13 protein-coding genes are annotated in these 24,121 nt (G+C 73.0%); 7 read left to right on the top strand and 6 right to left on the bottom strand.

What is annotated here, in order from left to right:
• Positions 1-70 precede the first annotated feature (70 nt).
• A complete protein-coding gene (locus ABZ576_RS32195; RefSeq protein ID WP_360748911.1) occupies positions 71-898 on the top strand; it encodes an oxidoreductase in 828 nt (275 codons plus the stop codon).
• Between the two features lie 343 nt (positions 899-1,241).
• Here ABZ576_RS32195 and ABZ576_RS32200 read toward each other — a convergent pair whose 3' ends face one another.
• From ABZ576_RS32200 to ABZ576_RS32215, 4 genes are all read right to left on the bottom strand, one after another.
• A complete protein-coding gene (locus tag ABZ576_RS32200) occupies positions 1,242-1,463 on the bottom strand; it encodes a hypothetical protein (RefSeq protein ID WP_360748914.1) in 222 nt (73 codons plus the stop codon).
• A gap of 133 nt (positions 1,464-1,596) precedes the next feature.
• Positions 1,597-3,426, bottom strand: a complete 1,830-nt coding sequence (locus tag ABZ576_RS32205; protein WP_360748945.1) for a rhamnogalacturonan lyase — start codon at positions 3,424-3,426, stop codon at positions 1,597-1,599.
• A 240-nt stretch (positions 3,427-3,666) separates the two neighbouring features.
• Complete coding sequence (locus ABZ576_RS32210) at positions 3,667-4,581, bottom strand: PaaX family transcriptional regulator C-terminal domain-containing protein (RefSeq protein ID WP_360748916.1); 915 nt, start codon at positions 4,579-4,581, stop codon at positions 3,667-3,669.
• Entirely contained in the window at positions 4,578-5,234 is a 657-nt protein-coding gene (locus ABZ576_RS32215) for a GNAT family N-acetyltransferase (protein ID WP_360748919.1), read from the bottom strand. The genes ABZ576_RS32210 and ABZ576_RS32215 overlap by 4 nt, the downstream gene beginning before the upstream one ends.
• A gap of 147 nt (positions 5,235-5,381) precedes the next feature.
• Here ABZ576_RS32215 and ABZ576_RS32220 point away from each other — a divergent pair, with 147 nt between their 5' ends.
• Complete coding sequence (locus tag ABZ576_RS32220) at positions 5,382-6,395, top strand: CocE/NonD family hydrolase (RefSeq protein ID WP_360748922.1); 1,014 nt, start codon at positions 5,382-5,384, stop codon at positions 6,393-6,395.
• Between the two features lie 254 nt (positions 6,396-6,649).
• Here the strand turns inward: ABZ576_RS32220 and ABZ576_RS32225 are convergent, their stop codons facing one another.
• Together ABZ576_RS32225 and ABZ576_RS32230 are read right to left on the bottom strand one after the other, a co-directional pair.
• Positions 6,650-8,251, bottom strand: a complete 1,602-nt coding sequence (locus tag ABZ576_RS32225; protein ID WP_360748925.1) for a M4 family metallopeptidase — start codon at positions 8,249-8,251, stop codon at positions 6,650-6,652.
• A gap of 146 nt (positions 8,252-8,397) precedes the next feature.
• A complete protein-coding gene (locus ABZ576_RS32230) occupies positions 8,398-9,378 on the bottom strand; it encodes a LysR family transcriptional regulator (protein WP_360748928.1) in 981 nt (326 codons plus the stop codon).
• 603 nt (positions 9,379-9,981) lie between these two features.
• Between ABZ576_RS32230 and ABZ576_RS32235 the strand changes: the two genes are divergently transcribed.
• The 5 genes from ABZ576_RS32235 to ABZ576_RS32255 all read left to right on the top strand — a co-directional run.
• Entirely contained in the window at positions 9,982-10,581 is a 600-nt protein-coding gene (locus ABZ576_RS32235; protein ID WP_360748930.1) for an RNA polymerase sigma factor, read from the top strand.
• 62 nt (positions 10,582-10,643) lie between these two features.
• Positions 10,644-10,994 carry a hypothetical protein gene (locus tag ABZ576_RS32240; RefSeq protein WP_360748948.1) on the top strand — a complete coding sequence of 117 codons (351 nt, stop codon included), beginning with the start codon at positions 10,644-10,646 and terminating at the stop codon, positions 10,992-10,994.
• 514 nt (positions 10,995-11,508) lie between these two features.
• Positions 11,509-12,408 carry a LysR family transcriptional regulator gene (locus ABZ576_RS32245; protein WP_360748933.1) on the top strand — a complete coding sequence of 300 codons (900 nt, stop codon included), beginning with the start codon at positions 11,509-11,511 and terminating at the stop codon, positions 12,406-12,408.
• Positions 12,409-12,661: 253 nt separating this feature from the next.
• Positions 12,662-22,174 (top strand): SDR family NAD(P)-dependent oxidoreductase, encoded by a 9,513-nt coding sequence (locus ABZ576_RS32250; protein ID WP_360748936.1) that lies wholly within the window; start codon positions 12,662-12,664, stop codon positions 22,172-22,174.
• A 169-nt stretch (positions 22,175-22,343) separates the two neighbouring features.
• The coding region (locus ABZ576_RS32255; RefSeq protein WP_360748939.1) for a type I polyketide synthase at positions 22,344-24,121 on the top strand (1,778 nt) is incomplete at its 3' end.

The raw sequence follows: 24,121 nt of genomic DNA on the forward strand, positions 1-24,121 counted from the left end.
TGATCTAGACCCGACTCTAGCTTCTAGCGTCGCCTTGTTGGCCAGTCCGTCGATCGGAATATGGGAGAACATGAGCGTTTGGTTTGTCACCGGTGCGTCGCGCGGGCTCGGAGCGGAGATCACCCGTGAGGCGTTGGATCGAGGGCACAGCGTGATCGCCACGGCGAGGGACGCGTCGGCGGTGCTCAAGGCGTACCCCGAGAAGCCGGAGAGGCTGCTCGCGGTGAGTGCGGACGTGACCGAGCCCGAGCAGTTGACGGCCGCGGTGGAGGCCGGCCTGGCGGAGTTCGGCCGGATCGACGTCGTGGTCAACAACGCCGGTTACGGCCTCGTGGGCACGATCGAGGAGACCGCCGAGGAGGCCGTCCGGGACCTGTTCGAGGTCAACGTGTTCGGCGTACTCAACACCTTGCGGGCGACCCTGCCGACGCTGCGCGCCCAGCGGTCCGGGCACGTCCTGAACATCGGGTCCGTGGCCGGCTTCGCCACCGCTCCGGCGACGGGCCTGTACGGCGCGTCGAAGTTCGCGGTCGAGGGCATCTCCGAGGCACTGCACGGCGAGCTGGCCCCGCTGGGCATCCGCGTCACGGTCGTGGAGCCGGGTGGCTTCCGCACCGACTTCCTGCACAGCTCCAGCATCAAGGTCGCACCGGCCACCATCGACGACTACGCCGACGGCGCGGGGCCGGTGCGTGAGGCGCTGGCCGCCAACGACGGCCGCCAGCCGGGCGACCCGGAGAAGGCGGCCAGGGCCATCGTCGACGTCACGGAGGCCGCGGAACCGCCGCTGCGCCTCCAGCTGGGCGCGGACGCGGTCGAGCGCGTCGAGGCCAAGCTGGACGTGGTGCGGCGCGAACTCGACCAGTGGCGTCAGGTAGCACTCTCCACCGCCATCTGAGTCGCGGGAGGGGCCGCGGACCGGGCGTGTCCGGGCCGTGGCCCCTCCCCCGGCCGACGGGCGTCCCGCGCCGGAGAGGACGACGTTCCCGCCGCCGGCCGTGACCAGGGTGTGTCCGTCCCGGGTCGAAGGCGGCGCGCCGGAAGCCGGCCTCCTTCTCGTCCTCGCAGGCGACGCTGCCCGGCGGCCGGGGACGGCGGGTCCGGGCCGTCGAACAGTGCCAGGCCGCGGTGCGGTGCCGAAGCGCTGTCGCTGTCGGCGCCGGCGATGGGGGTCCCTGCCGGGCCCCTCCGGCCTTCCTCACCCCTGTGAGGCCGTGAGGCCGGAAGGGCGCCCGACGCGGTCAGCTCTCCGGTGGCAGGACCCATCCCTTCTGCACCAACTGGTCGCAGTGCCACTGCGCGTAAGACGGGCTCTCACCGTGCTGCTTGGCGGCTTCGAGGCATGACGCCCAGGTGTAGGGCGGCTGCTGCCGCACGGGTGCCGCCTGGGCGGTCGTCGCCATGGCGCCGCTCACGGCGCCTGCGGCCGCCGCCACGGCCAGAGTGATGGCAAGTCGTCGCACCTGATCTCCTTGTCCGGGGGTGCTGGTACGCCGTGCCAACGACCCCCGCCGACTCCGGTGACGCCGGCCTACGCCACTCGGGTCGGCCTCCGCCGTTCCTCACCCCGCCTCCGGCGCCGGCAGACGCCCCCGCTCAGGGTGTGTGGACCGCGGGGCGCGGGGCGGTGGGCATGCCGGCGCCGATGAAGAAGCCGGGGTGCGGGGGCTGGTTGTAGGCGGTGTTCTGCCAGGCGAGGGCGGTGCGGTACTGGGTGTCATGGAGCAGGGTGGTGATCCTGGTGCCGGTCTGGTGGGGGGTGGAGTAGATGCGCAGGGCGCGGTTGTCGCCGGTGCGCCAGACGACCTCCTCGCGCCAGTCGCCGAGGATGTCGCCGGACAGGGCCGGGGTGGCCTTGGTCCCGTTGTTGGAGGAGACACCGGAGCCGGTCAGCAGGCGGGTCTCGCCGGAGGTGCCGTACTTGTCGATGTGTGTGCCGTCGAGGAGTTCGCGGACGGTGTCGCCGTCCCACCACGACAGGAAGTTGATGCTGGACGGCTCGCGGCCCAGGGAGGCGCCGGTCGCGGAGCGCAGGGTGGTGTCGTAGGCCGACCAGGCCTCGGCGCCGGGACTGCCCGCGTAGACGTCACCGGCGACGCCCCTGCCGTTGTCGGCGCCCGAGGCCGTCTGCCACAGGACCTGGCCGGTGCGGGCGTCGGCCATCCAGGAGCCCGGCTTGCCGGAGTCCTCGGAGACCTTGAAGTACTCCAGGCCGGCGCGTGCGGGGTCGAGGTCGCCGAGGTGGGCCGCGTCGCCGTGGCCCAGTTTCGTGGTCCACAGGCCGGCGCCGTCGTCGTTCACGGTCATCGCGCCGTAGACGATCTCGTCCTTGCCGTCGGCGTCGACGTCCGCGACCGACAGACCGTGGTTGCCCTGCCCGTCGTATCCCTTGCCCGTGTTGGTGGAGGAGTTGGTGTCGAAGGTCCAGCGGCGGGTGAACTGGCCGTTCCGCCAGTCCCAGGCGGCGATGACCGTGCGGGTGTAGTAGCCGCGCGCCATGATCAGAGAGGGCCGGGCGCCGTCCAGGTAGGCGGTGCCGGCGAGGAAGCGGTCGACACGGTTGCCGTAGGAGTCGCCCCAGGAGGAGACGGTGCCGCGGGCCGGGACGTAGTCCACCGTGCCCATCGCCTTGCCGGTCCGGCCGTTGAACATGGTCAGGTATTCGGGGCCGGACAGGACGTAGCCGGAGGAGTTGCGGTGGTCGGCGGCGAAGTCGCCGATGACCGCGCCGGTGCCGTCCCGGGTGCCGTCGGCGGTCTTCATGGCGACCTCGGCCGTGCCGTCGCCGTCGTAGTCGTAGACCTGGAACTGCGTGTAGTGGGCGCCGGAGCGGATGTTGCGGCCCAGGTCGACGCGCCACAGTCGGGTGCCGTCCAGCCGTATGCCGTCGACGAAGGTGTTGCCGGTGTAGCCGGACTGCGAGTTGTCCTTGGCGTTCGTCGGCTGCCACTTCAGGACCAGGTCGAGTCGGCCGTCGCCGTCGAGGTCGCCGACGGAGGCGTCGTTGGCCTCGTAGGTGTACGCCACCCCGTCCGGGGTCGTACCGCCGGCCGGCGGTGAGAGGGGTACGTCCAGATACCCGGCCCGGAACTGGAGCGCGTGCTCGGAGGAGGGCTGCTCGGCGCCGCCGACGACCGCTCGCACCGTGTAGTCGGCGGAGTCCGGGGCACCGGCGTCGAGGTAGTTGGTGGAGGCGGTGAGCGGCGCGGAGTTGAGCTTGGTGGTGCCCCGGTAGACGTTGAACGCCACGTCGTCCGGGTCGGTGGCCAGCCATCGCCATGACACCAGGTTCCCGCTGCCGGTGTGGGTGCTGGTCAGTCCGCGGTCGAGCCGCTCCACCTGCCGGGACGTCGCGGCGTGCGCGGTCTGCGGCAGTCCGGCGAGCGCGGCCGCGGCCAGTGTGCCCGCGGCCGTGACGGCGCCGATCAGCCGGATCCTCGCCTTCTCCGGGCCGCGCGTCGTGCGGGCGGGCCTGGATGCGTCGGTCACGATGGCCTCCGATGCGTGGGGGGTGAGCGACCGCGGGCTGCTCGGGGAGGGCGTGCGGGTGGCGGTGCGCCCGATAGGTGTGGGAACGCTCCCACGGCGTGTGAGGGTAGGCAGGCGCTGATGCGTCGTCAAGGATTCTGTCCGGCTGGCCTGTTCAGTGGTGTTCGGATTCGTTCGCTAGTCGCGCCACTCGCCGTCCGCCGGGCTCAGCGCATCGGCGTAGAGCGCGAACAGGCGCAGCCCGGGAGTGCGTCCGGCCGGGCCGGCTTCGCTCAGCAGCCGCCAGCAGTCGGCCGCCAGGGCCCGGGCGCGGGCCCCCGGCCAGGGCTGGGGCAGCAGTTCCGGCGGCAGGAGCGGGTCCGGGTCCATGGCCCGGGTGAACTGCGCGGCGAGTTCCACCGCCAGGGTGAGCCGCTCGGGGTCCGACGGCTCCGGGTCCTCGGTGAGCCGGTCGAGGCAGGCGTGCGCGAAGGCGGCGAGCTGCTCGTGCCGCTCGGCGATCTCGGGCAGCGGCCACAGCGCGGCGGCCAGCGCCCGGGGCTCGGCCAGGCCGCCGATCCGCAGGTCGGTGCTGGTCAGGCAGGTCAGGGTGGTGAGAACGCCGAGGTGCCGGGCCTGGGCCTCGACGAGCTCGGTGACCGGGTTCGCGGTGACGTACAGCCCGTTGTGGACGGGCGCGGCGCCGAGGTGGAGGAGGTGTTCGCGCAGGGCGTCCCGGGCGGTGCGGCGGGATTCGGCGATGGCGAAGGCGAACAGGTGCCAGGTGCCGTCCCAGGGTGCGGAGCCGGCGTCCTGCCGGTAGGCGTGGCGGACGTAGGCGGCGTCGGGGGCCAGGGCGCCGGTGGCGTCGGCCACGGCGCGCAGGGTGGCCTTGCGTCCCCGGCCTTCCTGCGTGAACAGCCCCTCGATGACGAGCCGTTTGACGCACAGCCTGATCTGCTGGTCGGACATGCCGAGCAGGCCGGCCACGGTGTAGAGCTCGCCGGCGTCGACGGTCCCGTCCTCGCGGACCAGGGCGTGCACGAGCAGCCGGGTGGGGATCTCCGGCCGCTCGGCCCGGCCGTCGGCATGCGCGGTGGTACCGGTGTTCATCGTGCCTCCCGGGTCATCGTCGCATCCGCCGCGGCGACCGGGCGGTGCATGGTCGTCACCGCACCGAATCCCATGAGCCCGCGCAGCCAGGGAGTCTGCTCGGTGCGGTGGGCGGTGAAGCCGTGCCGCTCGTACAGCGACCTGGCACGGGGGTTGGCGTCGATGACGTCCAGGCGGATGCGGTGGCAGCCGTGGTCGGCGGCGACGGCCGCGATCTCGCGCAGCAGGAGGCCGCCGATGCCCCTGCCCCGCTGGTCCGCCTCGACGGCGATGCCGTCCATCACGAGTTCGCCCTCGGCGGGGGTGCGTTCGAACAGGGCGAGGACCGCGAGCCTGGGCAGGCCGCGGAACATGCCGTAGGTGGTCAGGACGTCCTTCACGCCCCCGCCGCACAGCGGACGGCCGCCGAGCCGGTAGCCCGCCACGCCGACCACCCGTCCACCTGCCAGCGCGACCACACCCCGGTCGTGGTGCAGGTGGGCCGCGATGAATGCGCGCCCCTTGTCGGGCGGGTCGAGCGCCGGAGCCAGCTTGCGGCCGAACGCTTCCCAGTACAGGGCCGCCACCTGTTCCTCGCTGCCCGCCGGTACCCCTCTGCGCACCACCGGAGCACCGCTCGCCGCCGCGTGGGTCCCGCCTGTCGTCGTCCGCATGCCACTCCTTCGTCCGCCCCGTCGGCTTGTGCGATCGATAGTAATACGTTCATCATCACTACGACCGTTTCACAAGCGAGCGATTTTCTGGGGGTTGTGGTGTTGCGGAGACGGGGTGCGCCCCTGCGACGCGGATGGCGGTGGGCCGTGTGGACGCTGGTGGCCGTGGTGCTGGCGGCCATGGGGGCCGGCGGGGTGGTGGTGTGGCAGCACACCTACGCCCTGCGCGAGGAGAAGGTGTCGCTACGGCACGACGGAAACCTGCTCAAGGGGGTGCTGGCGCTGCCCGAACGGGGGCGGGGGCCGTTCGGACTGGTGGTCTTCGTCCACGGCGACGGGCCGGTCGACGCCACGCACGAGACGTACTACCGGCCGCTGTGGGAGTCCTTCGCCCGTGCCGGGTACGCCTCGCTGTCCTTCAGCAAACCGGGGGTCGCGGGCTCGCAGGGCGACTGGCTGGACCAGAGCATGGCCGACCGGGCGGACGAGACCCTGGCCGCCGTCGGGTGGGCGCGTGGCCGTCCGGAGATCGACTGCCACCGGATCGGGCTGTGGGGGGCCAGCCAGGCAGGGTGGGTCCTGCCCAAGGTGGCCGCGCGGGACCGGCGGCTGGCGTTCGTCATCGCCGTCTCACCGGCCGTCAACTGGCTGCGGCAGGGCCGCTACAACCTCCTCGCCGAACTGGACCGGGACGGCGCGAGTGCCGGGGAGCGGGCCGCGGCGCTGCGCCGCCGGCAGAGCACCCTGCGCCTGCTGGAACGGGGGGCGTCCTTCGACGAGTACCGGGCCGAGGCCGACGACCCGGGAGACATGACCGCGGCACGGTGGTCGTTCATCGCCAGGAACCACCGCTCGGACGCGACCGCCGACCTGCGGGCCATGCGCGGCACACCGCTGCTGCTCGTCCTGGCCGGCCACGACGTCAACGTCGACGCCGCCGAGACGGAAGCCGTCTACCGCAGGCTCCTGCCGCCGGCGTCCCTCACGGTCGCGCACTACCCCGACGCCACCCACTCGCTGGTGGACGCCGAACTGGAGCGGCGCACGTGGCGTCTGACGCTGACCGCGGTCTTCGCTCCCCGGCAGCTGTACACCGACCGGTTCCTCGCGGACCAGGCCCGGTACGTACGGGAGCGGGGCCCCGGCGAGGAGGGCCGGTGACCACCTCGCCCGGGCCCCGTGGAGAACCCGGGGCCGGTGAGGCGGACGGAGCCGGGGCGGGCCGGTGAGCGGGAGCCGGGGCCGGCGCGGGAGAGCCGGGGCCGGCGCGGGAGAGCCGGGGCCGGCGCGGGAGAGCCGGGGCCGGCGGCGCTGTCGCCGGGAAGCGCCGGGCCCGGGCGACGGCCGGGGAACCCCGCCGTCGCCCGGGCCCGTTGCCCACGTGCGCCCTGCCGGTCAGGCGGTGCGCCGGTGTGTCAGAGGACGTTGACCGCGCTCCAGGCCGCGGCCACGGTGGCGTACTCGGGGCTGGTGGCGCCGTAGAGGTCCCTCGCCGCATTCAGGGTCGCGGTGCGCGCGCCCTTGTAGTCCGTGGTGGAGGTCATGTAGACGGTCAGCGCCCGATACCAGATGGCGGAGGCCTTCTGGTTGCCGATGCCGGTGACGGTGGACCCGTTGCACGTGGGGCTGTTGTAGGAGACGCCGCCCAGGGCCTTGGCGCCGCTGCCCTCGCTCGCGAGGTAGAACCAGTGGTTGCCGACGCCCGAGGAGTAGTGCACGTCGAGACGGCCGACCGACTTCGACCAGCAGTCGGCGGAGCGGCCGTCCAGGGACGGCTTGTCGAAGCGGCGCAGCCACGGCGGGGTGGACTGGTCACTGAAGAGGTAGTCGGGGGTGTCGATCGGGTTGTCGGCGTACCACTCGACCATGGTGCCGAGGATGTCGCTGGTGGCCTCGTTCAGGCCGCCGGATTCCCCGCTGTAGCGCAGGTTGGCGGTGGCCGAGGTGACGCCGTGGGTCATCTCGTGGCCCATCGTGTCGAGGTCGACCTGCTCGGGGTCGACGGTGCCGTTGCCGTCGCCGGTCAGCATGCAGAAGCAGGAGTCCGACCACTGGGCGTTGTCCCAGTTGGTGCCGACGTGGACGAAGACGGTGGCGCCGCGGCCGTCGTTCTTGATGCCGTTGCGGCCGAAGGTCGTCTTGTAGTAGTCGAACGTCTTGGCGGTGTTGGCGTGCGCGTCGACGGCGGCGGTGGCGCGGTCGGTGGAGAACTTCCTGCCGTCGCCCCATATGTTGTCGGCGTCGGTGAACAGGGTCCCGGACGTGCTCTTCAGGGACGAGGACGAGAGGTTGTGCGCGTCCTTGGTGATGTGGCCGCGCACCGGGTCGATGAGGGCGTAGGTGCCGTCGGCCTGCTGGGTGGTGTCGATGCCGACGTCACCGGTGTACTCGGAATGGCCGGTCCCGGTCGCCTCGCGCTCGGCGTCGTAGTTCTCGATCGCCGCGCCGGTGGTGGCGTCGGTGACGAAGACCTCGCCGTGCGGCTGCCCCTTGTCGCCGAGGCCCTGCACGGTGGTGCGCCAGGCCAGGCGCGGGGTGCCGTCGGCGGCCCACACGATCAGTTCGGGGGTGGACCTGGCGTCGCGCACCAGCCCCTGCGAGCGCTTCAGGGCGCTTGCCGCGGTGCCCTTGGCGTCGACGGCGGGAGTGACGGACGCGAGCGCGACCTTGTGGGCCTTGGCACGGGTGGATCCCTTGAGCGAGCCGTCGGCCTTCTGGTGGACGACGAAGTCGCCGCCGACGACGGGGAGGCCGCGGTAGGTCCGCTCGAAGCGGACGTGCTGGGTTCCGTCGGCGTCGATCACGACGTCCTTCACCTGCAGCGCCTGGCCCGTGCCGAACCCGAAGGTCTCGGCGTGCCGGGTCACGTTCGCCTTGGCCTGGGATATCGCCGTGTCGCGGACGGAGCTTGCGCCCTGCGCCGCACGGGGCTGCGAGTGCGCGGGTACGGCCATCGCACCCGTGGTGATGGCGCCGGCGGCGACCATCGCGGAAAGGGCAAGGAGGGGACGGGACATGACGGGGTGATTCCTTCGCTCGTCGTGGGGTGACGACGTCCTGGGACGTTGACGCGAAGTGTTCACCAGGTGACATGTTCCTGACCTGATCCCATCTGGGATATAGCTCCGGAGCTATAGGGCGCGCGGCCCCGAGGAGCTGCCGGTCATCCGCCCCCGCCGAGGGCGAACTCCTCTCCCCCCTGCTCCCACCAGGACAGATATGACGGCCGCTGCCGCACCAGCGACAGATAGGCGGCCAGCAGACGTGTGCACGCCGCGTCGGCGAGCTCGGGCGGGACCGATTCCGTGTTCCAGGCCAGCAGGAGGCGCCGGTGGAACGGGACGTCCGCGAGCGGCCGCTGCACGGTGCCCTGGGCGGAGACGTCGGCGGTCGGCCACACCCCGCAGACGGCGCGCCGGCCGGCGACCAGGATCTGCGCCACGGACAGGTCCGGCGTCACGTGGGCGATGCGCGGCGTGAACCCCGCGGACTGGCAGGTGAGATGGAGGTACGCGTGCACACCGCTCTCGTCGGCCTCCGGCATGACCCAGTCCTCCTCCGCCAGCTCGTGGAGGCTGACCGTCTCCCGGCACGCCAGCGGGTGGTCCTCGGCGAGCAGGACGAAAACCGGCTCGCGGAGCAGGGTGCGGGTCGCCACCGAGTCACCGACCGGGAGAGGGAAGCCGGGGAACTCGCCGAACACCGCGATGTCGCACTTCGACAGGCTCAGCGCTTTCACCAGGGTGTGCACGGAGCGGCGGGCGTCCAGGGTGAGCCGGCGTTCCGGGACGAGTTCGAAGAGGGTGGAGACCAGCAGGGACACCAGGGGGCCGGCGGTTCCGCCCGCCCTCAGCGGGGCGGCGGCACGGCTGTCGGCCTCGGCCGCCGACCGGGCGTGCTCGCGCAGCCGGTCGAAGCCGGCGACGAGATCCCGGGCACAGCGCAGGACGTACTGTCCCCTCTCGTTCGGCTTGACCCCGTCGGCGCCGCGGACGAAGAGCGGGCCGCCCAGCTCCTGTTCGATCCGTTTCAGCTGAGCGCTCGTGGCCGGCTGGGAGAGCTGCAGCCGCGCGGCGGCCTTCCGGATGCTGCCGGCCTCGGCGACGGTGAGCAGGACGCGGAGGTGCCGGAACTCGAGGTGCATGAACATTCCCAGCTCAGCACGGGGGACCCAGGCACCCCCGTGACCAGCGAAACCAGTTGCCCGACGGCATGGTGACCCAGAATCCGACGAGTCCACGGGGGCGACAACCACGGATTGGTAAAGCCTTGGCCGGAAAGCGACGGCCTACGACATCACGGTGCCGATCAGCTCATCTCGGCGCGATCCGGCGTACCGGCACCGCCCCGGACAGGCCCTCGCGCGGCCGGGAACCGGCACCGCCCCGGACAGGCCCTCGCACGGCCGGGAACCGGCACCGCCCCGGACAGGCCCTCGCGCGGCCGGGAACCGGCACGTTCACGTCCCGCCCGCTCGCGCCCGGAGCGGGCGGGACGCCGGTGCGGAGACCCGCCGAAGATCTTCGCGCCACAGGTGAATCCTTTTCGGGCTCCCCCGTCTCTTATCCGTGTACCGGCCGCGCGGGCCGGTGGATATCAGGAGGAATCACCATCGTGATCATCGGCATCGTTGTGATCGGCGTTGTGGCCATGGGCGCGTGCAGCTGGCACCTGATGAGGCGCCGGAAGAGCCGGAGCTGACCGGCGCCCTGCGCGCGCGGCATGTTTCCGGGTATGAGTAGGACGCATGAACCCAAGCTTCTCCTGGCCGGATGAGCGGCTGATCAAGGCCGCTCAGGACGGCGACGTCACCTCGCTCACCACCGTCGTCATGGAGTCGCAGCCTCATGTGCGCAAGTTCGCCATATCGCTGTGCGCCTCGCCGCAGGACGCCGAGGACGCGGCGCAGGAGGCGCTGATCATCCTCTACCGGAAGATCGGCACCCTGCGGGCCACCGGCGCGCTCGCCGCATGGATGTTCCGGATCGTGCGCAACGAATGTCTCCGGCAGGTGCGGCTGCTCGTCTCGCGGAGCGACGAGACGGCGGCCGAACCGGACGCGTGCGCGGAGCCCTCCGCCGAGGAGGCGGTGCTGCGCAGACTGGAGGCGGAGCGGATCGCCGAGGCGGTCAGCGCCCTTCCCCGCGACCAGCGGCAGGTCCTGATCATGCGTGATGTGCAGGGCCTGCCCGGCAAGGTCGTCGCCCGGTCGCTCGGTCTGAGCACCCCGGCGATGAAGTCGCGGCTCCACCGAGCGCGCGCCGCGCTGCGCCAGTCACTGGCGCTGACCGAGCAAGGATCCGATCGAGCAGTCGATCCATCAGTTGGAGGAGAGTTACGACCGTGAACACCGCCGAGCCCACGCAGAGCACGAAGGCCCCGGCCTCCGCGAAGTCCGGGGCGAACGAGATGAACTACGCCAGCAAGTCCGTCGCACGCCACCTGGTGCGCGGTGTCATCGGCTTCGGGCTGATCGTCGGTTCGATCGCCATGGTGCCCGTCGCCGGCCCGGTCACCCTGGTGGCGGCCCCGCTGGGCCTGGTCGCCCTGCGCGGCTGCCCCACCTGCTGGGCGGTCGGCCTGGCGCAGACGATCTCCCGCGGCCGTCTGGAGCGGACGTGTGTGGACGGTGTCTGCACGCTCACCAAGGCCGACCCCGGCAAGAAGGCCGGGGACGCTCCGATAGCCGGCATCACCGTCCCGGGGGACTCCCCCGTGACCATCTCACCCGCCGGGGACAGCGAGCGCGCGAAAGTCTGACCCGCGCACCAGGAGGGTCCGCCGGGTATGTCCGGGGCGCCCCTCGGCAGGGACTAACCGCTCGGTCATGGGGGTCGAGCGGCAGCCCTTCGATCCGCGCGCCTTGGCCGCCGAGCCGGTGGACCGGGGCGCGCACACGGAGATGGCCTCTCCCCATCGAACATGGAGTGCGGGTTTGTTCGAAGGGCGGCGGGTTTCGCTGGATAATTGCACACAGCGGATACCGGAGAGTCGGCCCGCTCTTCCCGCGTGGTGCGAAAGCGACGTGAATTCAGGCCCCGGCCGGGCACCAAGCGATGAGACGCCGCGTCAGCAAGTGCGCCTCAGGCTGAAATCAGGACAACTGTCAGGCGCTTCGTTTCCATCGGCGCGGCTTGCAGTGCTCGACACAGCGTGCGCACGAGCGGAACAGCCGATCCAAGAGCTTCTTCATGGCTGAATCTCAGCACGGCTTCAGAGGGCGATCCAATACATTTTCCATACCGGTGGCAAAGGTTTCGGTATCGTGTGAGTCATGGACTTACGGGGGTTGCGCTACTTCGTGACGGTGGCGGAGGAAGGCAACGTCAGCAGAGCGGCCCGGCGGCTGCACATGTCACAGCCGCCACTCAGCCAGCGGATCCGTGAGCTGGAGGCCGAGTTGGGTTGCGAGCTTTTTCTCCGGGGACCGAAGGGAATGAGACTGACCGCGGCCGGCGACATTCTGCTGGAGGAGGCCAAGGCCCTGCTCGCCGGCGCCGAGCGGGCCAAGGAGCGGGTGTCCCGGCAGGTCACGGCCGCGCCCCTGCTGCGCGTCGGGGTGCTCGGGCCCGGTGAGGCCACCTTGTCGGCACCCCTCGCGGCGGCCTTCGCGCGCAGCCACCCGGAGGCCGTGGTAAGCCTGCGGCAGGGTGATCTGACCGACCCGACGATGGGCCTCGCGGCCGGCCTGATCGACGTGGCGATCACCTGGACACCCTTCGACGAAACCGGCCTGACGGTCCGTACGGTCCAGGAGGACCGCTGCTTCGCGGCCGTCGCCACGAGCAGCCCGCTCGCCGGGAAGACCTCACTGACCAGGGCCGACATCGACCAGAGCGGTTCCGTCCGGTTTCCCGTCGGGGTCGACGCGACCTGGCGTGCGCACTGGCAGCCCTCCGCGTCCGCCGGCGGCCCCGAGGTGCACTCGCTCGACGAGTGCCTGCACGCCGTGCTGTGGCAGCAGTCGATCGCACTGGTACCCGAATCGGCTCTGGAGCGGCACGCCGTCGAGGGGATCTCCTACCGGTGGGTGACCGACCTGCCGTGCACCCGCCTTGTCCTCGCCTGGCGGCGCGAGGACCGGTCGCCTCTCGTCGCCGCGTACATCGAGGCATTCACCACGGCCGGGCGAGAATCCCCGGCCGTCCCGCAAGACCGTGTAGTTTACGTCTAGTTAACAACGCCCGTAGGACGAACACCCCCCACTCTTATCCGGTATATCGAGTTCCGGATATCCCGGACCCCGTCCCCTCATCCTCCCGCGACAAGGTTACCGGCGGACACCGGAAACACACGGCGGCTCCTTGTCGGGCATTGGTTTACGGAGCCCTCGGCTCGGTGCTACCGTCCGAAGCCGACTTGGATGAAGCGAAGACCACCGAGTCGGCAGCACCTTTGATCGCGCTTCACGGGGGGAGCACCGAGCCATGATCCGCCATGCCCGGATAGAAGCAGGACCGCCATCGGAAAACACGGGACGATGTTGTTCCGACACCACGGCGGGCCATACGGACCAGCCGATCCGGGAACCACGAGAACAGCGGGAAATCGATCAGACGGACGACCGGACCATCGCCGTCATCGGAGTTTCCTGCCGCTTTCCCGGCGGGGCGGGGCCCGCCGAATTCTGGGAACTCCTCAGGAATGGCCGCGACGCCATTGCGGAACCACCGCCCGACCGCGCCCATCTCGCCTCGTTATCCGACGGGGCGCCGCGCCCCGGCGGCTTCCTGCCCCGCGTCGACACCTTCGACGCCGAGTTCTTCGGCATCGCCCCGCGCGAGGCCGCCGCGATGGACCCGCAGCAGCGACTCGTCCTCGAACTCGCCTGGGAGGCGCTGGAGGACGCCCGTATCGTCCCGGCCACGCTGGCCGGTACCGACACCGGGGTCTTCATCGGCGCCATCGCCGACGACTACGCGGCGCTCACCCACGCGGCCGGGCCCGCCGCGACCGGTGCGCACACGGTGACCGGGCTGCACCGCGGCATCATCGCCAACCGGGTCTCCTACGTCCTCGGTCTGCACGGCCCGAGCATCGTGGTCGACACCGCCCAGTCGTCGTCGCTGGTCGCGGTGCATCTGGCCTGCGAGAGCCTGCGCCGCGGCGAATCCGTCACGGCGCTGGCCGGCGGTGTCAACCTGAACCTCGCGCCGGAGAGCACCGAGGCCCTGGCCGCCTTCGGCAGCCTCTCGCCCGACGGCCGGTGTCACACCCTCGACGCCCGGGCGAACGGATACGTCCGGGGCGAGGGCGGCGGCGTGGTGGCGCTGAAACTCCTGAGCCGGGCCCTGGCCGACGGGGACCGCGTCCACTGCCTGATCCGCGGCGGGGCGGTCGGCAGCGACGGCGCGAGCGAGACGCTCCCCACACCCAGCGCGCGATCCCAGGAACGCGTCATCCGCGACGCCTGGAAGCAGGCGGGGATACCGCTGGAAGAAGCGCAGTACGTGGAAATCCACGGATCCGGCACCCGGGCCGGCGATCCCGTCGAGGCATCCGCCCTCGGCGCCGTTTTCGCCCCGTCCCGTACTCCGGAGAATCCGCTCAGGCTCGGCTCGGTCAAGACCAACATCGGCCACCTCGAAGGGGCCGCGGGAATAGCGGGACTCGTCAAGACGATCCTCTGCATCAAAGAGCGAGAACTCGTCCCGACGCTGAACTACCGGACTCCCAACCCGCGGATACCGTTCGCGGAGCTGCGACTCGCCGCCGCCACCGGCACCGGGCCGTGGCCGCACCCCGGCCGGCCGCTCGTCGCGGGTGTGACGTCCGTCGGCATGGGCGGCACCAACTGCCATCTGGTGCTGAGCGAATGGCCGGGCGACGCCACCGCCGACGTCGAGAACTCGCCAGAGCAGGGTGAGGATTCGGACAATCGGGCCGGTCCGCTCGCCTGGGTGCTTTCCGGACGCGGCGACGCGGCGCTGCGCGCCCAGGCCGCCCGGTTGCGCGACCATCTCGCCGCGCATCCTCGGTCCGGTGCCGCCGAGATCGCCCGGGCGCTCGCCCACGACCGCACCGCCTTCAGCCACCGGGCCGCCCTGGTCGGCGCCGACCGGGACGAACTGGTCACCGCCCTCGACGCGCTCGCCGACGCCCGGGTCAGCCCGGCCGTCGTCCGGGGCAGCACTCCCCGGCCCGTCCGCGAAGCCGTCTTCGTCTTCCCCGGCCAGGGCTCGCAGTGGACCGGCATGGCCGCGGAACTCCTCGACGCCTCCCCCGCCTTCGCCCACGTCATCGAGGAGTGCGAGCGCGCGCTGCGCCCCTACCTCGACTGGTCGCTGACCGATGTGCTGCGCGCCCGCCCGGACGCGCCCGCCCTGGAGCGTGACGACGTCGTGCAGCCCGCCCTGTGGGCCGTGATGGTCGCGCTCGCCGCGCTGTGGCGCGCGGCGGGCGTCGAACCCGCCGCGGTGGTCGGCCACTCCCAGGGCGAGATCGCCGCCGCCACCGTCAGCGGCGCCCTGACCCTGGACGACGCCGCCCGGCTGATCGCCGTACGCAGCGCGGCCCTCGGCGAGTTGGCCGGGCGCGGCGGCGGCATGCTCACCGTGTCGCTGCCCGCCGACCGGGTACGCGCGGACCTCGCGGCCCACCCCAAGCTGAGCGTGGCCGCCGTCAACTCCCCCGACATGACCGTGGTCGCCGGGGACGCCGCCGCGCTGGACGCGCTGGCCGCGCAGTACGGCGAGGACGTCCGCGCCCGGCGTGTCCCGGTCGCCTACGCCTCGCACAGCGCCCACGTCGACGCCGTACGCGACACGCTGCCGGCCGGGCTCGCCGGTATCGCGCCCCGGGCCGGGCGGGTCCCGCTGTACTCCACGGTGACCGGGACGGTTCTGGACGGCTCCGAGCTGGACGTCGACTACTGGTACCGCAACCTGCGGGAACCCGTGCGGTTCGAGGCGACGGTACGGGCCCTGCTCGACGCCGGGCACGAGCTGTTCCTGGAGATGAGCCCGCACCCCGTGCTGACGCTCGCCGTCCAGCAGACCGCCGAGGCCGCGGACCGGCCGGCCGCCGCGCTGGGCACGCTGCGCCGCGCGGAGGGCGGCCCGCGGCGGCTGCTCTCCGCGCTCGGCGAGGCCTTCTGCCACGGCGCGGAGGTGGACTGGTCCGCCGTCCTGCCCGCCGGTACGTCCCGCGCGGATCTGCCGACGTACGCCTTCCAGCGGCGCCGGCACTGGATATCCGGACGGCGCGGGGCCGGCGCCGCCCTGCCGTCGGAGTCGGCCGCACCGCCGGAACACGCCGGGGAGCCGGCCGAGACCGAGCCGACCGGGTCGCTGACCGGCCCGGCCGCTCTGGAGCTGGTCCGCGGCCACGCCGCCGCCGTCCTCGGCCACGACTCCGCCGAGGACGTGGAGCCCCGGCGCAAGTTCAAGGAGCTGGGCTTCGACTCGGCGATGGTGGTCGAGTTGCGCAACCGGCTCGTCACCGCCACCGGGCGCGCTCTGCCCACCACGGTCGTCTACAACCACCCGAGCCCCGCCGAGCTGGCCGCGGTGCTCGCCGGCCCGCGGCACGGCGTGGCCGCGCCGGTGGCCCGTGACGACCAGGACGACCCCGTCGTGATCGTCGGTATGGGCTGCCGTTTCCCTGGCGGGGTGGACTCGCCCGAGGCGCTGTGGCGGGTCGTCGCCGAGCAGCGCGACGTGATCTCCGGCTTCCCCGCCGACCGCGGCTGGGACCTCGACGGCCTCTACCACCCCGACCCCGCCCACCTCGGCACCACGTACGTGCGCAGCGGCGGTTTCCTGGACGGCGCGGCGGAGTTCGACGCCGAGCTGTTCGGCATCTCGCCGCGTGAGGCGCTGGCGATGGACCCGCAGCAGCGCGCCTTCCTCGAAGTGTGCTGGGAGGCCCTGGAGCGCTCCGGCATCGCGCCGGACTCCGTGCGCGGCACCCGGACCGGCGTGTTCGCCGGTGTCATGGCGCAGGAATACGGTCCGCGGCTGGGTGCGGCGGGGGCCGGTGCCGCCGGGTTCGGGCTGACCGGTACGACGCCCAGCGTGGCGTCGGGCCGGGTGGCGTACACGCTGGGGCTGCACGGGCCGGCGCTCACGGTCGACACCGCCTGCTCGTCCTCGCTGGTCACCCTCCACCTCGCGGTACGCGCCCTGCGCTCCGGCGAGTGCTCCCTCGCCCTCGCCGGCGGGGTGACGGTCATGTCCACCCCCGGCATCTTCATCGAGTTCTCCCGCCAGCGGGGACTCGCCGCCGACGGCCGCTGCAAGTCCTTCTCGGCCGACGCCGACGGCACCGCATGGGCCGAAGGCGTCGGCGTACTCGTGGTCGAACGGCTCTCCGACGCCCAACGGCTCGGCCACACGGTCCTCGCCGTCGTCGCCGGAACCGCCGTGAACCAGGACGGCGCCTCCAACGGCCTCACCGCACCCAGCGGCCCCGCCCAGGAACAGGTCATCAACGCCGCCCTCGCCGACGCCGGTGTCGCTCCTCACGAGGTCGACGCCGTCGAAGCCCACGGCACCGGAACCGTCCTCGGCGACCCCATCGAAGCACAAGCCCTCCTCGCCACCTACGGCCAGGAACGCGACGGCGGACCCCTGCTCGTCGGCTCCCTGAAATCCAACCTCGGCCACGCCCAGGCCGCCGCAGGCGTCGGCGGCATCATCAAAATGGTCATGGCCATGCGCCACGGCGAACTCCCGGCCTCCCTCCACGTCGGCAAGCCCAGCGAGCTGATCGACTGGGACTCCGGCCACGTCGAACTCCTCACGGAACCCAGGCCCTGGCCGACCACGGACGGCAAGATCCGGCGGGCCGGCGTGTCCTCCTTCGGGATCAGCGGCACCAACGCCCACGTCGTCCTGGCAGAGCCGCCCACCGATACACCCGCGTCCGGCGCGGACTCCGGGGACGGCGGCTCCGGTGCCCTGTGGGTGCTGTCCGGCCGTACGGAAGCGGCGCTGCGGGCCCAGGCCGTGGCGCTCCTCGGCGCCCTGGACGCCCTGGACGGGGTGTCCGCGCGCGATCTCGGCCGTGCGCTGGCGACCACGCGTTCCGCCCTCGACCACCGCGCGGCCGTCACCGCCGGGGACCGCGCGGAGGCCGTCGCGGCGCTGGCCGCGCTCGGCCGGGGCGAACCGCACGCCGCGCTGGCCACCGGCACGGCCCGCCCCGAGGACCAGCTCGCCTACCTCTTCACCGGGCAGGGCAGTCAGCACGTCGGCATGGGGCGCGAGCTGTACGAGACCGAGCCGGTCTTCGCCGCCGCCCTGGACGAGGTGTGCCGGGAACTGGACGCCTGCCGTGCTTCCGTGGCCGACGCGCCGCCGATCCGCGAGGTGATGTTCCACGACGCCGAGGCGCTCGACCGGACCGAGCACACCCAGTGCGCCCTCTTCGCGCTCCAGGTCGCGCTGTTCCGGCTGCTGGAGCACCAGGGCCTGGTACCGGACGCCGTGCTGGGCCACTCCATCGGCGAGTTCGCCGCCGCGCACGTCGCCGGCATCCTCACCCTGCCGGACGCCTGCACCCTGGTGGCCGCGCGTGGCCGGCTCATGCAGGCCCTGCCGCCCGGCGGCGCGATGATGGCCGTACAGGCGTCGCGGGAGGAGGTCGGCGCGCTGCTGGAGGGCCGCGAGCACGAGGTGGGTGTCGCCGCCGTCAACGGTCCGGCCTCGGTCGTCGTCTCCGGTGACGTCGAGGCCGTGGAGCAGGTGGCCGCCGGTTTCGCCGCGGCGGGGCGCAAGACGCGCCGGCTCGTCGTCAGCCACGCCTTCCACTCCCACCGCATGGACGGGATGCTCGACGCGTTCGCCGCCGTCACGGCGGGGGTCCGGTACGCCGCGCCGCGCATCACCATGGTGTCCACGGTCACCGGCCGGCCCATCGAGGTCACCGCCGACTACTGGGTCCGGCAGGTGCGCCGGGAGGTACGGCTGTCGGACGGCCTGGCCGCACTCCGCGACCTGGGCGTGCGGACCTACCTGGAACTCGGTCCGGACGGTGTGCTGTCGGCGCTCGGCCCCGGCTGCCTGGACGACGACGGGCCGGCCTTCGTCCCGGTGCTGCGCCGCGGCCGGTCCGAGCGCCGCACCCTGGCGGCCGCGCTCGGTGCCCTGCACGTCCGCGGCCGTGGCCCGGACTGGCACGCCGTCTTCGGTCCGGGGCGTACGCCCGGTCTGCCGACGTACGCCTTCCAGCGGGAACGCTACTGGCTGACCGCGAGCGGTACGGAGGGGCCGGCCGGGCACCCGCTGCTCGGGCCCGCCGTGGAGCTCGCCGACTCCGGACAGTCCGTGCTCACCGCCCGGCTCGGCCGCCGCGCCCAGCCCTGGCTCGCCGACCACGCCGTCCTCGGCTCGGTCCTGCTGCCCGGCACCGCCTTCCTGGAGCTCGCCGCCCACGCGGGCGCCCGCACCGGTGTCCCCCGGGTCGCCGAGCTCACCCTGACCGCGCCCCTGGTGCTCCCCGAGGAGGGCAGCGCCGAGGTCCAGGTCGTGGTGGCCGCTGCCGACGACGACGGCCAGCGCGCCCTGACCGTGTACGCCCGCGCCGAGGCGCCGGACGGCACCGGTGAGCCGTGGACCCTGCACGCCACCGGTGTCCTCGCCCCGCCCGAGACAGCTCCGGCGGCCGCGGCCGACTGGCCCGCCGCCCGGGCCGAACCGCTGGCCCTCGACGGCTGCTACGACGAGCTGGCAGCCGCGGGTTACGCCTACGGCCCGGTCTTCCGGGGCCTGCGTGCGGCGTGGCGGCACGGCAGCGAGCTGCTCGCCGAGGTCGCCCTGCCGCCGGCCGTCACCGACGCCGCCTCCTACGGCGTGCACCCCGCGCTGCTCGACGCGGCCCTGCACCCGATCGTCACCACCGCGCTGGGCGACGGCGACCGTCGTCTGCTGCCCTTCTCGTGGCGCGGTGTGACCATCCACCAGCCGGGCGCGCGTACCGCCCGCGTGCGGATCGCCTCCACCGGCCCGGACGCCGTGTCGCTGACCTTGCTGGACGAGTCCGGGGCGGTGATCGCCGAGGTGGCGGAGCTGGTGCTGCGTCCCGCGGGCGACGACCTGGCCGTGCCGCGGTCGCTGTACCGGCTGGACTGGAAGCCGGTCGCCGCGGACGGGGAGCCGCCCGCGGTGGCCGCCGCGCTCGGCCCCGTCGACCTGGGGGTCGGCCTCCACTATGCCGACCTCGCCGCACTGGGCCGGGCGCTCGACGCGGGGCTGCCCGCCCCGGCGGTGGTCCTCGCGCCGATGGCGGATCTGCTGGGCTGCCCGTCGGCCGGCACCCGGCCCGCCGTGCACCGCGCGCTGCCGCTGCTCCAGTCGTGGCTGGCCGACGACCGGCTCGCCGGCTCCCGGCTGGTGCTCGTCACACGGGGCGCCGTGGCCACGGCGCCGGACGCCGATGTCGCGGACCCCGGCGACGCGGCCGTATGGGGGTTGGCGCGCTCGGCGCAGACCGAGAACCCGGGGCGGGTCGGGCTGCTGGACGTGGAGTCGGCGGGCGACTGCCCGCTCGCGCTGCCCCTGCTCGGGACGGAACCGCAACTCGCCGTCCGTGAGGGAGCGCTGCTGGTGCCCCGGCTCGCTCCCGCGACGGCCGACGGTGAACTCGTCCCGCCCGCCGGGGCGGCCGCCTGGCGGCTCGCGGTGCGCGAGCGCGGGACGCTGGACCACCTGGCGCTCGAACCCTGCCCGGAGGCCCTGGCGCCGCTCGCCGAGGGCGAGGTCCGCATCGCGGTGCGCGCGGCGGGCGTCAACTTCCGCGACGTCCTCAACGCCCTCGGTCTCTACCCCGGCGACGCCGGCCTGCTCGGCCTCGAAGGGGCCGGTGTGGTCACCGAGGTCGGGCCGGGTGTCACCGGCTTCGGCGTCGGCGACCGGGTGATGGGCCTGTTCTCCGGGGCGTTCGGCCCGGTGGCCGTGGCCGACCACCGGCGGGTCGCGGCCATGCCCGCCGACTGGACGTTCGCCCAGGCGGCGTCGGCGCCCATCGTCTTCCTGACCGCCTACCACGGGCTGGTCGACCTGGCGGGCCTGAGCGCGGGCGAGCGCGTCCTCGTCCACGCGGCCGCGGGCGGCGTCGGCATGGCCGCCGTCCAGCTGGCCCGGCACCTGGGGGCGGAGGTCTACGGCACGGCGAGCCCCGGCAAATGGGGTGCCCTGCGCGCCCTCGGCCTGGACGAAGCGCACCTGGCGTCGTCCCGCACGCTGGAGTTCGAGGCCGCGTTCACCGCCGCCACCGGCGGCCGTGGCATGGACGTCGTACTGGACTCGCTGGCCGGTGAGTTCGTGGACGCCTCCTTGCGGTTGCTGCCGCGCGGTGGCCGCTTCATCGAGATGGGCAAGACCGACCTGCGCGACCCGGGGCGGGTCGCGGCCGAGCACCCGGGGGTGGACTACCGCTCCTTCGACCTGCTCCGGACGCCGGCCGAGCGGATCTGCGAACTGCTCACCGATGTCCTGCGGCTGCTGTCGACGGGGGCGCTGGCCCCGCTGCCGGTCAGCACCTGGGACGTCCGGCGGGCACCGGAGGCGTTCCGGTACGTCAGTCAGGCCCGGCATGTCGGCAAGGTCGTCCTGACCCTGCCCGCCGCTCTCGATCCGGCCGGTACGGTCCTGGTCACCGGTGCGACCGGGGCACTCGGCGGGCTGGTGGCCCGGCACCTGGTCACCGAGCACGGGGCCCGCCGGCTGCTGCTGGTCAGCCGTCGCGGCCCCGCCGCACCAGGCGCCGGGGAACTCGCCGCCGATTTGACGGAGTTGGGTGCCGAGGTCACGGTCGCCGCCTGCGACACCGCCGACCGGGACGCGCTCGCGCAGCTGCTGACCGGCGTACGGCTCACCGCGGTCGTGCACGCGGCGGGCGTGCTGGACGACGGTGTGATCACCGCGCTCACGCCCGAGCGCCTCGATGCGGTGCTCGCCGCCAAGGCCACCGCGGCCCGCAATCTGCACGAGCTGACCATCGGTCAGGACCTGGCGGCCTTCGTTCTGTTCTCCTCCGTCATGGGTGTCATCGGCGGTGCCGGTCAGGGCAACTACGCGGCCGCCAACGCCTCCTTGGACGCCCTCGCACAGCACCGCAAGGCCCGCCGTCTCCCCGCGCTGTCCCTGGCCTGGGGCCTGTGGGCGGACACCGGGGGGAGCCGGGGCGGGGACGGAACGGCCGGTGCCGGCATGGCGGGTGCCCTGTCCGAGACGGACCGGGGACGGCTCGCCCGAGCCGGCCTCGCTCCCATCGAGCGGGCGGAGGGCCTGGCCCTGCTCGACGCGGCCCTGCGCATGGACACCGCCGCTCTCGTGCCCGCCCGCCTGGACCGTGCCGCGCTGGCCGGTCTCGGCCCGCAGGTGTCCCCGGTGCTCCGGGACCTGGCCCCGGCCGCACCGCGCCCGGCCGGAGCGCCGGTCACGGCGGGCGTCCCGAAGGCGGAGTCCCTGCGCGACCGGCTCGCCGCGCTGGGCCGGGCCGAGCAGGACGAGCTGCTGCTGGACCTGGTCCGGGTGCAGGCCGCCGCCGTACTCGGCCGGCCGTCCGCGGCCGGCGTCCCCGCCGACCGCCCCTTCAAGGAGATGGGCTGCGACTCGCTCACGCTCGTGGAGCTGCGCAACAGACTGCAGACCGGCTCCGGTCTGCGGCTGCCCGCCACGTTCCTCTTCAACTGTCCGACACCCGCGGCTGTCGTCGCCCACCTGCGCGCCCAACTGGTACCGGCCGTAGCCGCTCCCGCCGACCGCACCACGTCGGCCGGATCCGGTCTGGCCGCTCTCGACCGGCTCGAAGCGGCGCTCGCCGGGCTGCCCGACGACACCGACGACGACACCAGGGCCGAGATCGTCCAACGGCTCCAGGCGCTGCTGGTCCGCATCCCGGTCCAGCGGACCCGGACCGATTCCGAGGATCTGACCGCGCGGGTCGAGTCGGCGTCGGTCGACGAACTCCTCGCGTTCATCGACTCCGAACTCTGATCCTTCCGCCTCGAAGACGGGCGGTTCGCCGCTTCCCGCGGCGGACCGTCCGCACCCCACCTGCTCATTCCGGCCGCCTCGCGCGGCGCGCTCGGGCACGTCTCACGGACAGCGATGCCGGGTCCGGGCACACGCACAGCTTCACGACGCCTACGGGGGCATCAACACCATGGCAACAACGGACAACGACAAACTGGTCGAATACCTCAAGCGCCTCACCGTCGACCTCCACCAGTCCCGCCAGCGGGTCCGCGAGCTGGAGGCCGGCAACAACGATCCGATAGCCATCGTCGGTATGGGCTGCCGTTTCCCGGGCGGGGTGGACTCGCCCGAGGCGCTGTGGCGGGTCGTCGCCGAGCAGCGCGATGTGATCTCCGGTTTCCCCGCCGACCGCGGCTGGGACCTCGACACCCTCTTCCACCCGGACCCGGACCACTCCGGCACGTCCTACGTCCGGCACGGTGGGTTCATCGAACGCGCGGCGGAGTTCGACGCGGAACTGTTCGGCATCTCGCCGCGTGAGGCGCTGGCGATGGACCCGCAGCAGCGCCTGCTGCTGGAGGTGTCGTGGGAGGCGTTGGAGCGGGCCGGGATCGCGCCGGGGTCACTGCACGGCACGTCGACGGGCGTGTTCCTCGGCGCGATCGCCCAGGAGTACGGTCCGCGGCTGGGTGCGGCGGGGGCCGGTGGCGCCGGGTTCGGGCTGACCGGTACGACGGCGAGTGTGGCGTCGGGCCGGGTGGCGTACACGCTGGGGCTGCACGGGCCGGCGCTCACGGTCGACACCGCCTGCTCGTCCTCGCTGGTCGCCCTCCACCTCGCGGTACGCGCCCTGCGCTCCGGCGAGTGCTCCCTCGCCCTCGCCGGCGGAGTGACGGTCATGTCCACCCCCGGCATCTTCATCGAGTTCTCCCGCCAGCGGGGACTCGCCGCCGACGGCCGCTGCAAGTCCTTCTCGGCCGACGCCGACGGCACCGCATGGGCCGAAGGCGTCGGCGTACTCGTAGTCGAACGACTCTCCGACGCCCAACGACTCGGCCACACGGTCCTCGCCGTCGTCGCCGGAACCGCCGTGAACCAGGACGGCGCCTCCAACGGCCTCACCGCACCCAGCGGCCCCGCCCAGGAACAGGTCATCAACGCCGCCCTCGCCGACGCCGGTGTCGCTCCTCACGAGGTCGACGCCGTAGAAGCCCACGGCACCGGAACCGTCCTCGGCGACCCCATCGAAGCACAAGCCCTCCTCGCCACCTACGGTCAGGAACGCGACGGCGGACCGCTGCTCGTCGGCTCGTTGAAGTCCAACCTCGGCCACGCGCAGGCCGCCGCAGGCGTCGGCGGCATCATCAAAATGGTCATGGCCATGCACCACGGCGAACTCCCGGCCTCCCTCCACGTCGGCAAGCCCAGCGAGCTGATCGACTGGGACTCCGGCCACGTCGAACTCCTCACGGAACCCAGGCCCTGGCCGACCACGGACGGCAAGATCCGGCGGGCCGGCGTGTCCTCCTTCGGGATCAGCGGCACCAACGCCCACGTCGTCCTGGCAGAGCCGCCCACCGATACACCCGCACCCGAGGCGGAGCCGTTGGACGGGTCTCACCTGCCGTGGGTGGTGTCGGCGCGGTCGGCCGAGGCACTGGCCGAGACGGCCCGCCGCCTGGCCGAGCACGTGCGGGCTCAGCCCGAACTCCGCCCCGCCGACGTGGCGTTCTCGCTGGCCACCGGTCGCTCCGCCTTCGAGACACGGGCCGTGGTCGACGGCTCCGCGGGCCGCGAGGGTATCCTCGCCGGCCTGGACGCGCTGGCCTCCGGTGAGGCCGTCGGCGAGCAGGGTGTGTCTCCTTCCCGGGTCGTGTTCGTGTTTCCGGGGCAGGGCTCGCAGTGGGCGGGCATGGCCACCGACCTGCTGGACACCTCACCCGTCTTCCACGACACCATCACCCA

It is taken from the genome of Streptomyces sp. NPDC013455, from assembly GCF_040632975.1.
In the GTDB taxonomy this organism is placed as follows: domain Bacteria; phylum Actinomycetota; class Actinomycetes; order Streptomycetales; family Streptomycetaceae; genus Streptomyces.